11 protein-coding genes and 1 tRNA gene are annotated in these 12,808 nt (G+C 65.9%); 3 read left to right on the top strand and 9 right to left on the bottom strand.

Annotated features, from left to right (window positions below; translation table 11 throughout):
* Positions 1–66 precede the first annotated feature (66 nt).
* Positions 67–915, top strand: a complete 849-nt coding sequence (gene panC / locus K3172_RS01425; RefSeq protein WP_221586695.1) for a pantoate--beta-alanine ligase — start codon at positions 67–69, stop codon at positions 913–915.
* An 8-nt stretch (positions 916–923) separates the two neighbouring features.
* On the opposite strand, the gene K3172_RS01430 is transcribed toward panC, so the two are convergent.
* The 9 genes from K3172_RS01430 to pepN all read right to left on the bottom strand — a co-directional run bounded on the left by K3172_RS01430 (position 924) and on the right by pepN (position 10,570).
* Positions 924–997: transfer RNA gene (locus K3172_RS01430), tRNA-Gly, on the bottom strand.
* An 85-nt stretch (positions 998–1,082) separates the two neighbouring features.
* On the bottom strand, positions 1,083–1,709 hold the full coding sequence (locus K3172_RS01435) for an OmpA family protein (RefSeq protein WP_221586696.1): 627 nt from the start codon (positions 1,707–1,709) through the stop codon (positions 1,083–1,085).
* Positions 1,706–3,571: a cation:proton antiporter gene (locus K3172_RS01440; protein WP_221586697.1), complete on the bottom strand. Its 1,866-nt coding sequence runs from the start codon at positions 3,569–3,571 to the stop codon at positions 1,706–1,708. The genes K3172_RS01435 and K3172_RS01440 overlap by 4 nt, the downstream gene beginning before the upstream one ends.
* Before the next feature lie 98 nt (positions 3,572–3,669).
* Positions 3,670–4,200: an adenine phosphoribosyltransferase gene (locus tag K3172_RS01445; RefSeq protein WP_221586698.1), complete on the bottom strand. Its 531-nt coding sequence runs from the start codon at positions 4,198–4,200 to the stop codon at positions 3,670–3,672.
* A 79-nt stretch (positions 4,201–4,279) separates the two neighbouring features.
* Positions 4,280–5,122, bottom strand: coding sequence for a cytochrome c1 (locus K3172_RS01450; RefSeq protein ID WP_221586699.1), 843 nt, complete (start codon positions 5,120–5,122; stop codon positions 4,280–4,282).
* Between the two features lie 23 nt (positions 5,123–5,145).
* Positions 5,146–6,441 (bottom strand): cytochrome b, encoded by a 1,296-nt coding sequence (locus tag K3172_RS01455; protein WP_221586700.1) that lies wholly within the window; start codon positions 6,439–6,441, stop codon positions 5,146–5,148.
* 23 nt (positions 6,442–6,464) lie between these two features.
* Positions 6,465–7,052 (bottom strand): ubiquinol-cytochrome c reductase iron-sulfur subunit, encoded by a 588-nt coding sequence (petA, locus tag K3172_RS01460; protein WP_221586701.1) that lies wholly within the window; start codon positions 7,050–7,052, stop codon positions 6,465–6,467.
* A gap of 211 nt (positions 7,053–7,263) precedes the next feature.
* Positions 7,264–7,917 (bottom strand): peptidoglycan editing factor PgeF, encoded by a 654-nt coding sequence (pgeF, locus tag K3172_RS01465; RefSeq protein ID WP_221588925.1) that lies wholly within the window; start codon positions 7,915–7,917, stop codon positions 7,264–7,266.
* A 1-nt stretch (position 7,918) separates the two neighbouring features.
* Positions 7,919–10,570: an aminopeptidase N gene (gene pepN / locus K3172_RS01470; RefSeq protein WP_221586702.1), complete on the bottom strand. Its 2,652-nt coding sequence runs from the start codon at positions 10,568–10,570 to the stop codon at positions 7,919–7,921.
* A gap of 152 nt (positions 10,571–10,722) precedes the next feature.
* Here pepN and K3172_RS01475 point away from each other — a divergent pair, with 152 nt between their 5' ends.
* Positions 10,723–11,967, top strand: coding sequence for a M48 family metallopeptidase (locus tag K3172_RS01475; RefSeq protein ID WP_221586703.1), 1,245 nt, complete (start codon positions 10,723–10,725; stop codon positions 11,965–11,967).
* Positions 11,964–12,755: a Rossmann-fold NAD(P)-binding domain-containing protein gene (locus K3172_RS01480; protein WP_221586704.1), complete on the top strand. Its 792-nt coding sequence runs from the start codon at positions 11,964–11,966 to the stop codon at positions 12,753–12,755. Before K3172_RS01475 ends, K3172_RS01480 begins: the two co-directional genes overlap by 4 nt.
* Positions 12,756–12,808: the final 53 nt, after the last annotated feature.

Here is a 12,808-nt window from a genome sequence, read left to right on the forward strand (position 1 = left end):
AAGCGGTTAGAGGGGCGGGACGGCTTCGGTCGTCCCGCCCTTTTTTCGCATGACAGGAGGCCCCCCTTGCAGACGGTGACAACGCTTGCCGAGCTTCGCCCCGCGACCGATGCCCTGCGCCGCACGGGCACGCTGGCGCTGGTGCCGACCATGGGTGCACTGCACGAGGGGCATCTGACGCTGGTCCGGCAGGCCCAGGCCGCGGCCGACCATGTCACGGTGTCGATCTTCATCAATCCGCGCCAGTTCGGGGCGAACGAGGACCTCGATGCCTATCCGCGCCAGCTCGCGCGCGACAGCGCAATGCTGGAAGCGGAAGGCGTGGCGCTGCTGTGGGCTCCACAACCGGCGGAGGTCTATCCCGAGGGCTATGCGACCAACATTTCGGTCGCGGGCGTTAGCGAGGGACTGTGCGGGGCCGACCGTCCGGGCCATTTCGACGGGGTGGCGACGGTCGTGTGCAAGCTTTTCAACCAGGTCCGGCCCGATAGGGCCTTCTTCGGCGAGAAGGACTGGCAGCAACTGGCCGTCATCCGCCGCATGGCGCGCGACCTCGACCTCACACAGCCGCATGTCGATGCGATCCACAGCGTGCCGATCGTGCGCGAGGACGATGACCTCGCGATGAGCAGTCGCAACGCCTACCTCTCGACAGAACAGCGTGCGCAGGCAGCGGCGCTTCCGCAGGCGATGCGCGAGGCGATCGGGCTGATCCGCGACGGCGCGCCGGTTTCGGAAACATTGGGCAATTTGCGCGACACGCTGCTCGCAAGCGGCTTTGCCTCGGTCGATTATGCCGAGCTGCGCGATGCCGACAGCCTCGCACCGCGCGGCGCAGACACCGGCAACGCCCGGCTCTTCGTTGCCGCACGTATCGGCGGTACGCGGCTGATCGACAACATGGCGGTCGAGTGAGAGAGAGTTGGAGCGGGTAAGGGGAATCGAACCCCTCTAGCCAGCTTGGAAGGCTGGAGCATTACCACTATGCTATACCCGCCCGGGGTACGGCCCGGCGGATGCGCGGACCGAGGCGCCCTTGCCACCAAGAGCGCGGAGTCGTCAACACGGCTTGTGCCGCAGCGTTACGATTCGGGCTCGTCCGTCCCGTTCGCCCCCTCGTCACCGAGTTCGCTCGCGAGTGTTTCGGCCAGCGTCGGTTTGTCGACCGCTTCCGGCGTCGGGCTGGTCGCGACATGGATTTCGACGCGCCTGTTCGCCGCTCGCCCTTCCCCGTTGGGTTTGCCGTCGGGCAGGGCGTTGGGCTCGATCGGGTTCTGTTCGCCGAATGCGATGATGGTGATGCGCTCTTCTGCGACTCCGGCGTCGACGAGGAAGTCGCGCACCGCCTCGGCGCGTTCGCGCGAGGAACGCAGGTTCGCTTCGTCGCTGCCGCCCGAATCGGAATGGCCGCGCAGGATGATCCGCTGCCCCTGCGCCATCTGCGGGGATTCCAGCACGGTCGCGAGTTCGGCCCGCGCGCCTTCGCTGAGTTCGACCCCTTCGGGGAAGTAGACCTGCACGTCGAGGGGGGCGGGAGGCCCGAGGGTTTCGCCACCTCCCTCCTCGCCGCCTTCGGCGAAGATGGAGCGCGGTTCGCCGCTTGCGTCCTGCGCGGGCGGCGGGGTCTGCTCGCGCTCTCCGCACGCCGAAAGGGTGAGTGCGCCCGCCAGCAGTGCGACGCCGGTCAGCGTGGCCCTGGTCCTGATCATGCCTGTGCCTCCGTTTCGCCGGCCCGCGGCTTCTTCCGCTTGGCGCGCTTGGCCGCAGCTTCCTCCGGGCTCCGCTCCTGCGGCGGAGAATAGCTGATGATGATATCGCCGGCGCGCGGTTCGGGGCGCGCCGCGTGGGTGAAGAAGCGGATGGTTCCGTTTTCGCGCACCAGCAGCAGCATATTCGCCGCTTCCGGGAGGCGTTCGCGGGCAGCTTCGAAACCGAACTCTTCGGACAGCTTGGTCCGGCGGAAGACCCAGCCGCGCGCCTGCCGGTCGTTGACGTCTTCCACCCCGAAACCCGATTCGAAGAGCGCGCGTCCGCGCAGGCCGACCGGCAGCGAATGGCGGTCGTCCCCATCGGCGGATTCACCGAGCTGGAAGACCTTGTCGCGCCCGATCTCATGCGCGAATTCATTGCAGACAAGCGCATTGTAGGCTTCGTTCTCGGTCGCCGCGACGAGGTTCTGGTAGGGGGCGAGTTCGAGATTGTGCTCGGTCGCCTCGTTGAGGATTTCGCCGTGATAGAACGGCAGGCCCTTCTGTCGCGCGAGCGCGAGCCGCTGCCAGCTGGCATCGACGATGATCACCGGCGCCTTGAGATCGCGCATCTGTTCGGCGAGCGCGATCGTCCAGGGCGTACTGCCGACGATCAGGATGCCGGGCCGGGTCACCCCTTTCACCTTCAGCCAGCGCGCAACGAGATCGATGGTGAAGCCGTGCGCGACGATCGTCACGACCACGACCGCGAAACTGAGCCCGATGAGCAGATTGCCATCGTTGAAGCCAAGTTCCGACAGGCGCAGCGCGAACAGGCCCGAAATCGCGACCAGCACGATGCCGCGCGGCGCGATCCAGGCGAGGAACAGCCGCTCGTTCCACGGGATCGAGCTGCCGAGCAGGCTGAGGAGGATGGTTGCCGGGCGCACGACAAACAGCAGGGCGACGAGGAACAGTGCGATCTGCCAGTTGATGTAGCGGACATCCGCCAGTTCGAGCGAGGCCGAGAGCAGGATGAAGATGCCCGAGACGAGCAGGATCGCGACATTCTCCTTGAACGGATGGATGCTTCGCAGGCTCGAGACGTTCATGTTGGCGAGCGCCACCCCCATGACCGTGACGGCCACCAGCCCGGCCTCGTGTTCGATCAGGTTGGAGATCACGAAAACGCAGATAACGGTGGTGAGGAGGACCGGTACCTTGAGATATTCCGGCACCGCGCCGCGCGGGAACGACCAGGCGATCGCCAGCGCCGCGACATAGCCTATCAGGCCCGCAATCACGGCGGCGAAGATCAGCGGCGGCACCACCTGGAACAGGGTCGCGTCAGGTGTCTCTGCGACCTTGCGGAAATATTCGTAGGCGATGACAGCGCACAGTGCGCCGGTCGGATCGTTGACGATCGCTTCCCACTTCAGGATCGAGGCGGGCCGGGACTTGACCGAACTCTGGCGCAGCAGCGGGATGACCACGGTTGGGCCGGTCACGACGAGAATGCCGCCGAACAGGATCGCCACTTCGGGCGCAAGGCCGGCAATGTAGATGCCCGCCAGCGCGCCGAAGAGCCAGCCCAGCGCGACTCCGACCGTCGCCAGTCGCATCACCGCGCTACCGGTGTGGCGCAATTCCCTGAAATCGAGGCTCAGGCCCCCTTCGAACAGAATCAGCGCAACGCCCACCGCGACCATCGGCTCGAGCAGGTCGCCGAAGGCATGTTCGGGATTGAACACGCCCAGCACCGGCCCGGCGAGGAAACCTGCCGCCAGCATCAGGACGATCGCCGGCCAGCCGGTGCGCCAGGCAAGCCATTGGGCGCCGATGCCCAATATGCCGACCATTGCTATGACGAGTGTCTGTTCCATGCCCCTCGCAGAATTGCGTCCCCGTGCCGGATGCCTTCAGGGCATCCCGCACCCCCTCAATGCCCGAAGCGGCGAATATATCCAAATTGCGGGGGTTTTCAGTCGCCGTCGAAGTGCATGAGCGCGTGAACGGTAACGCCCTGCTTGGCCAGAACCCGACTGCCGCCGAGGTCGGGCAAGTCGATCACGAAGGCGGCATGCGACACCTGCGCCCCGGCCTCGCGCAGCAGGGTCGTCGCGGCGATGGCCGTGCCGCCCGTCGCGAGAAGATCATCGACGATGGCGACCGGCTGGCCCGCGGTCACCGCGCCGGGATCCATTTCCAGCCGGTCGAGGCCGTATTCCAGTTCGTAATCGACGCCGATCACGGCGCAGGGCAACTTGCCCGGCTTGCGGATCGGCAAAAAGGGCAAGCGAAGGCGCGTCGCCACCGCTGCGCCGAAGATGAAGCCTCGCGCTTCCATACCGGCAATCGCGCTCGCGCCGGTCACGCGTTCGGCCAGCCAGTCGACGGAAGCGGAAAAGCCCTCGCCGTGGCCGATCAGCGTCGTGATGTCGCGAAACTGGATGCCGGTCTTGGGAAAGTCCGGGATGGTGCGGACGAGGGCCTTGAGGTCGGCGGGGGTCATTCGGTCTCTCCCGGAAACGAAAGCGCCCCTCGCATCCGCTTGGATGGAGGGGCGCCTGTCAACGTCGTGAGGAAGCGGATCAGTCGCGCTTCTTGGGTTTCACTGCGGCCCAGATCTGCTGCTTGGACAGGTAAGCCAGTACCGTCGCGAACAGCAGGAAGATCAGCACCGGCCAGCCGGTCTGCTTGCGCTTCACCAGCGTAGGCTCTGCGGTCCAGGTAAGGAAGGCTGCAACGTCCTTGCTCATCTGTTCGACCGTGGCTTCGGTGCCGTCGTCATAGGTCACCTGGCCATCGACCAGCGGGGCGGGCATCGACAGGGCGAGGTTGGGGAAATAGGGATTGTAGTACCCCGTCGCCGGAACTGCGAAGTCGGGGAATTCCGCCTTCAGTTCGGCCGGAACCTCGGTGTAGCCGGTGAGCAGCGAAACCAGATAGTTGGTGCCGTCCGGACGTGCCTTGGCGATCAGCGAAAGGTCCGGCGGGACGCCCGCGCCGGCATAGGCGACATGCGGGAAGTAGTCGGTCGGCAGGCCGGGACGGGTCACGGTCTCGCGGGTAGTGGGATCGATGTCCTGGACCTGCTTCGAGGCCGCGTAGTTCTTCACCTGGCCTTCGTCGTAGCCGATCTGCTCGAGATCGCGGAAGGCGACGAACTTCAGCCCGTGGCAGGCGGCACAAACTTCGTCGTAGACCTTGAAGCCGCGCTGGAGCTGCTGCGTGTCCCATTTGCCGAGCAGACCATCGAAGGACCAGGCATAGTCGTTCGGCTTCTTGTGGTACTCGTGCTCGACCGTAGCCTGCTTGAGCTGGCCTTCGCTGATCACGGCAACCACACCGTTGCCGAATGCCCAGAGGACGGCAAGGGTAAAGCCGAGGCCGATCAGGATGCCGATGACGCGGATGCTGAAAAACTGGCTCATTGTCTCAAGTCTCTCTTTCTCGCTCAGACCGCCGGCGTGGCGTTTTCGCCAAGCACGGCCTTCTTGTCCGAGCCGAGAACGGCTTCGGTAATGGAATAGGGGAGCGGTTCCGGCTGCTCGACCTGCGAGACGATCGGCAGGATCACCAGGAAGTGCAGGAAGTAGTAGGCCGTCGCGATCTGGCTGAGCATCACATAGGGCTCTTCCGCCGGGGCGCCGCCGCAGATGAACAGGACGATCATCGCCGGGATCAGGCCGAACCAGAAGAACTTGCGGAACAGCGGACGGTAGTGGCCGCTACGCACCGGCGACTTGTCGAGCCAGGGCAGGATGAACCACACCAGGATCGCCGCGAACATCGCCAGCACGCCCATGAGCTTCGCCGGGATGAAGAGGAAGTCGGCGGTGAAGGCGCGCAGGATCGCGTAGAACGGCCAGAAGTACCATTCCGGAACGATGTGCGCCGGGGTCGAAAGCGGATTTGCTTCGATGTAGTTGTCCGGGTGACCCAGCGCGTTCGGCAGGAAGAACACCATCGTCATGAAGAACAGCAGCGCGACGCCGAGACCGAAGCCATCCTTCACCGTGTAGTACGGGTGGAAGGGCAGCGTGTCGCTCTCGCTCTTGATCTCGACGCCGGTCGGGTTCGACGAACCCGGAATGTGCAGCGCCCAGATGTGCAGGATGACGCACCCGGCAATCACGAAGGGCAGCAGGAAGTGCAGGCTGAAGAAGCGGTTGAGCGCCGCATTGTCGGGCGCATATCCGCCGAGCAGCCAGACCTGGATCGGTTCGCCGACGAGCGGGATCGCACCAAACAAACCGGTGATCACCTTGGCACCCCAGAAGCTCATCTGGCCCCAGGGCAGGACGTAACCCATGAAGGCGGTCGCCATCATCAGCAGGAAGATCGTGACGCCGAGCAGCCAGATCATCTCGCGCGGGGCCTTGTACGAGCTGTAGTAGAAGCCGCGGAAGATATGCAGGTAGACGACGATGAAGAAGAAGCTGGCGCCGTTGGCGTGCGCATAGCGCATCAGCCAGCCCCAGTTGACGTCGCGCATGATGTGCTCGGTCGTGGCGAAGGCGACCTGCGCGTTCGCAGCATAGTGCATCGCGAGGACCACGCCGGTGACGATCTGCAGGACGAGGAAGAAACCGGCAAGAACGCCGAAGTTCCAGAAATAGCTGAGGTTGCGCGGCACGGGATAGCCCGCGCCAACCGCATTGTAGACGAGGCGCGGAAGCGGCAGCTTCTCGTCGAGGAACTTCGCGACCCCGTTGGTGGGGGTATATTCCTTGGCCCAGGGAAAGCTCATGGTTTCGTCTCTTCTCTCTAAGCTCAGCCGACGCGGATGACGGTGTCGGAAGTGAACTCGTACTCCGGCACCTCGAGATTCGTGGGTGCAGGGCCCTTACGGATCCGGCCCGCCGTGTCGTAGTGCGACCCGTGACAGGGGCAGAAATACCCGCCGAACTCGCCCTTCACCTCGCCTTCGGCGGCGCCCAGCGGGACGCAGCCGAGGTGGGTACAGACGCCCATCGTCACGAGCATGTCCTCATGCCCTTCCTTGGTGCGTTCGGCCAGCGACTGCGGATCGCGCAGCGTGCCGGCAGGAGTGGCGTTGGCTGCCTCGACTTCCGCCGGGGTCAGGCGACGCACGAACAGCGGTTGCTTGCGGAACACGGCCTTGATCGCCTGTCCGGGCTGGATCGCCGAGACGTCGACCTCGGTCGTGCTCGCGGCGAGCACGTCCTTCGACGGCGCCATCTGGCTGATCAGCGGATAGAGCACGGCGAGACCGCCGATGCCGGCAGCGCTGACCGCCGCAATGTCGAGGAAGTCCCGGCGGCGGACGCCGTCGCCGGTTTCGCCAGCCGTTTCGGGACCTGCCGTATCGGGAATTGCGGTTGCAGCCGTGTCTGCCATCAGCGCTATGCCTTGCCTGCCTGTTACTGACACCGGTCCCGGGCGGGCGACGGTGCGATCTGCGATTATCCCCGGCCGGTCCGATAGCGACCGCGCGACGTTCTTGAAGGTTGCGCGAAAGCCCCCGGAAAGCCGGTTTGGTGCGCCCTCTAGCGGCTCAACGGCACCTTGCCAACAGCCATTTTGGCAAGCGCCGTGCCGCGCCAAGCAATCATTCCGGGAGGCCGATTACGCTGAGTTGTCGGCCGCCGGTATCCTCCGCACGGTGGGTGGCCCGACGGAAGGAGAAGAACCGGCCCGGCTGCGCATAGGTGTCCTGCCCAAGGTCGTCGATGCGGTCGATTCCCGCGCACCCGAGCCGGTGCCGGACATAGGCGGGCAGGTCGAACTGCCAATGGCCTTCGCGCCCCGCACCGAAGAAGCGCGCGTCCTCGTCCCCGAACTGGCTGCGGAATGCGCCGTCGACCTCGTAACTCGGATGCGCGATCGTCGGTCCGATAGCCGCGACGGTCGCGGCCGGATCGGCACCGAGCGAGACCATCGCCGCCACCGTGTTCTCGAGCACGCCGCCATGCGCGCCGCGCCATCCGGCATGGGCCGCCGCGACGACACCGGAATGGGGATCGCACAACAGAACCGGCGCGCAGTCGGCGGTCACGATCCCGAGCAGGAGGCCGGGCTGGTCGGTGACGATCGCATCGGCGTGCGGAGCGCCGGTCATGGCCTCGGTCGCAAAGACGACATCGGCCGAGTGGACCTGCTTGACGCGCACGAGGACGCCGCCGGGCAGCACTGCGCCCGGATCGAGCGGATCGCGGGTCGAGAAGGCGTGCGGTACGCCCCCCAACACGTCGGAGCGCAGCATCTCAGCCAAGCGAGCGGCTGACCTGTTCGTGCGTGTCGCGCGACAGTTTCGGCGCGGCGGCGATCCGCTCGAGCTCGGCGCGCATGAGGGCGGCGCGCACGGGTTCGATCCTCCGCCAGCGGCCGAGCGGCGGAACGAAGCGCGCCGCAGTCTGCGGATTGATCGGGTCGAGCGCGAGGATCAGGTCGGCGACCATCCGGTAGCCCTCGCCATTCGCGGCATGGAAGGCGTGCGGATTGCCCGCGAACGCCATGTAGAGAGAGCGCACGCGGTTGGGGTTCTTGAGCGTGAAATCGGCATGGTCCCCCAGCGCCTTCACATGTTGGAGCGCCTGCGGGTGCAGCGACATCGCCTGGAGCGCGAACCACTTGTCGATCACCAGCGCATTGCCCTGATAGCGGTTGTAGAAATCGAGCAGCCGCCCGGTGCGCTCCGCACTGTCGATCCCGGCGAGCACCATCAGCGCGCCCTGCCGGTCGGTCATATTGTCGGCGCGATCATATTGGTGCGCGGCGAGTTCGACCGCCTTCGCCGGATCGCTGGCCGCGGCATAGACCAGCACCTGCGTCTTCACCTTGCGCGCACCGCGGGCGGCAAGGTCGAGCGAATAGGGAACCTGTTCGGCGCGCTCGTAGAGCGCATGGAGTTCTGACCGGAGCTGCTTGCCCAGTTCCGCCTTCAGCGCCTCGCGCTCGGCATGGATGCGGCCCGGATCGGCCACTAGCATCTGCTCCGCGATATAGGTCTGGCCCGGCAACAGCATGAGCTCGCCGCGCATCAGGTCGTCGAGCGCCGCGTCGGTCAGCACCGCCCGCAGCGCCTCGGCGATGTCGGAGACCGAGGCCTCACGCTCGGTCTCGCCCAGCTCGCCCGTCGCCGCCGCGACCAGATGGCCGGTGGTCAGCTCCTGCATCGCCTCGTAGCGCGCGAAGGGATCGTCGTCGCGCGCGGCGAGGAAGACGAGCTCCTCGCGCTCGACCGACCGCTCGATCGTGACCGGGGCGGAGAAGGTCCGGTTGATCGACAGCACCGGCTTGCTGGCGAAGCCGTCGAAGGCAAACGCCGCCTCGGCTGTGTCGAGGACGACCAGTTCCTCGCCCGCATGCGTGCCGCTCTCGCGGTCGAACAGGGCGAGCTTGAGCGGGATCGGCATGGGCTGCTTGTCGGGCTGGCCGGGAGTGGGCGGAACCACCTGCTTCAATCGCAGCGTCGCCTTGTCGCCCTGATGATCGAGCGAGACCGAGACCTTCGGGGTACCGGCCTGCGCATACCACAGGCGGAACTGCGTGAGGTCCAGCCCCGCGCCATCCTCGATCGCGGTGACGAAATCCTCGCAGGTCGCCGCTTCGCCATCATGCCGGTCGAAATAGAGATCGGTGCCTTTGCGGAACCGCTCTTCGCCCGCCATCGTCCGCATCATGCGGATCACCTCGGCCCCCTTGTTGTAGACCGTCGAGGTATAGAAGTTGTTGATCTCGCGATAGGAATCGGGCCGGATCGGGTGCGCCAGCGGCCCCGAATCCTCGGGGAACTGGACGCTGCGCAGGACCCGCACGTCCTCGATTCGCTTGACCGGCTCGCTGCCCATGTCGGCGCTGAACAGCTGGTCGCGCAGCACGGTGAAGCCTTCCTTCAGGCTCAGCTGGAACCAGTCACGGCAGGTGATGCGGTTGCCCGACCAGTTATGGAAATATTCGTGGCCGATCACACCCTCGATCCCGTCGAAATCGCCATCGGTGGCGGTATCGGGGTCGGCGAGGACGTATTTGGTGTTGAAGACGTTGAGGCCCTTGTTCTCCATCGCCCCCATGTTGAAGTCCGACACGGCGACGATGTTGAACAGGTCGAGATCGTATTCGCGGCCGAAGACCTCCTCGTCCCATTTCATCGAGCGCTTGAGGCTCTCCATGGCATGCTCGGTGCGGTCGAGGTCGCCGTCGCGGACGTAGACGTTCAGCTCGACATCGCGCCCACTCATCGTGGCGAAGCGGTCGGTCCGCGCGACGAGGTCGCCCGCGACCAGCGCGAAGAGGTAGGACGGCTTGGGCCAGGGATCGTGCCATTCGGCCCAGTGCGCCTCGCCATCCTCCCCCGTCGCCACCCGGTTGCCGTTGCACAGCAGGACCGGGAATTGCGCCTTCGCACCCCGCATGCGCACGGTGTAGGTGCTGAGCACATCGGGCCGGTCGGGGAAGAAAGTGATGCGGCGGAAACCCTCGGCTTCGCACTGGGTGCAGAGCATGCCGTTCGAGGCGTAGAGGCCCATCAGCTGCGAATTGGACGAGGGGTCGATTTCGGTGGCGATCGCGATCTCGTGCGCCTCGCCCGGCAGGGTCAGCAGCAAATTGTCGCCGTCCATGGCCCAGGCGCTGCTCGGCTCGCCATCGACCAGCACGCTGTCGGCTGTGAGGCCGTCGCCATTGAGCCGGATGACCGGCGATGGGTCGGCCTTCGGATTGCGCGCGACCGTCAGCCGTGCGGTGACCCGCGTCGATTCGAGGCCGAGGTCGAACTCGAGCCGGGTCTCAGGCACGATCCACGCGAAGGGCCGGTAATCCTCGCGCCGAATGGTGGACGGTTCGCTCGGCGCGTGGGCCGCGTCGGCCATTTCCGGGTTGCCATCGGGATTTGCGGGTGTGCGGGCGATATCCATGGGGTCCGTCGATCTCCTTCAAGCGCCTGGCTCTGTCACGTGTTTGAACGCCCGTCGAGCCTTGAGGTTCACTGGTCGGTTGGCGGATCGCCGTGGATTGACAGTTTCGCGCGATGGTCGCAGCCCGCACGACATTGGGAGGGAATGAAACGATGCTCGATCTGCTCGCCGCCGCAGGTGGCTCCTTCGATGTCGAAACCGCGACGCGCGCCTATCTGGACACGCTGCAGGGATCCGCGCGGGCCCAGTCGGACGCCTATTTCGAGGGCGGCTACTGGCTGATCCTGTGGGGAACGGTGGTGTCCGTCCTTATCGACTGGCTGTTGCTCCGCTTCCGTCTCGCCAATGCGTTTCGCAATCTAGGCGAACGGGTGAGCAAGCGCCGCTGGCTCGTCACCGGGATCACGGGTTTCCTCTACCTGCTCGCCGGCAGTCTCGCAGTGCTGCCATGGTCGATCTACGCCGATTTTTACCGCGAGAAATCCTACGACCTGCTCGACCAGTCGTTCGGCGCATGGGCGGGCGAATGGGCGATCGATCTCGCGATAACCCTGATCGTCGCCCCGCTCATCATCATCCTCGTCTATGCGGTCATCCGGCGCGCGCCGCGCACATGGTGGCTGTGGGCGACCGGCGTGATCGGGGCCTTCCTGACGGTCGGCATGATCCTCGGTCCGGTGTTCATCGCGCCGCTGTTCAACACCTATACCGAAATGGAGCAGGGCCCGCTGCGCGAGAAGATCGAGGCGGTCGCGGCGCAATACGACATCCCGGCGGAGCACATCTACGTCTTCGACCAGTCGAAGCAGCACAAGCGCATTTCGGCCAATGTCTCCGGCCTCGGCCCGACGATCCGCATTTCGCTGAACGACAATTTGCTCGAACGCACCAGCGAGGAGGAAATCCTCGCCGTGATGGGCCACGAGATGGGCCACTACAAGCTGAACCACGTGTGGTGGATCGTCGGCATCATGCTGTCGCTCTTCGCGCTCGGCCTGTTCGTCACCAGCCGCATCGCTCCCTGGCTGATCGCGCGGCACGGCCAGCGTTGGGGCGTGCGCGACATCGCCGACCCTGCGTCGCTGCCGGTCCTCGCCATCTGCATGGCAGTGTGGATGTTCCTGATGACCCCTGCCACCAACTCGCTGATCCGCTGGGCGGAGAGCCATGCCGACGCCTTCGGCCTCGACGCGGCGCGCGAGCCCGACGGGTTCGCCAAAGTCGCCATGCGCCTGTCCGAATACCGCAAGATCGAGCCCGGCCCGCTGGAGGAGGCGCTGTTCTTCGACCACCCGAGCGGCGCGACCCGCGTGCGCATGGCGATGCAGTGGAAGGCCGATCATGTGGAGAACCCGCAGGTCGTGGTTCCCGAAGCCGGCTATCTCGACTCCGAATGAGCCGCCTGCTGATCTTCGGGCTCGGCTACACCGCCTCGCGCATCGCAGACGCACTGCGCGAGGACGGGTGGCAGGTCGATGCGACGGGTAGTGCGGGCAATCTCGACTTCGCGGATCGATCCGCGGTCGAAGCGGCGGTGGCTGCGGCCAGCCATGTGCTGAGCTCGGTGCCGCCCGCCGACGACCGCGATCCGGTGCTGGACGCCTATGACAATGTGCTGGACGGCAAGTGGCTCGGCTATCTCTCCTCGACCGGCGTCTATGGCGACGCAGCGGGCGCATGGGTCGACGAGAGCACGCCGACCGGCGGCGGCAGGCGCACGGCGCGCGCCGACTGCGATGCGCGCTGGCTTGGCCTTGGCGCGCGCGTGTTTCGCCTCCCCGGCATCTACGGCCCGGGGCGCAGTGCGTTCGACCGGGTGCGCGAGGGCAAGGCGCACCGGATCGACATTCCGGGCCAGGTCTTCAGCCGGGTGCATGTCGACGATATCGTGGGGGGCGTGGTGGCGGCGGTGCGAGCCGAGGCTCCGGCGGGCGCCTACAACCTCGCCGACGATCTTCCGACCAGCCAGAACTGCGTCATCGAGGAAGCGTGCCGCCTGCTGGGTACGCAGCCCCCGCCGCTCCAGACGATGGAAGAGGCCGACCTCTCCCCGATGGCACGCGGTTTCTACGCCGAGAACCGCCGCGTGGCGAACGGCAAGGCGAAACGCGTGCTGGGCTGGGAACCGGAGTATCCTACCTACAAGGAAGGTCTGAGCAGCCTTATGGCGTCTGATGGCGGCTGACTGCGTCAACCGCTGCGCCCTGTTCCATCCCGCGCCCCCTCCCGGCCACCCAT

It is taken from the genome of Qipengyuania proteolytica (assembly GCF_019711565.1).
Lineage (GTDB): Bacteria > Pseudomonadota > Alphaproteobacteria > Sphingomonadales > Sphingomonadaceae > Qipengyuania > Qipengyuania proteolytica.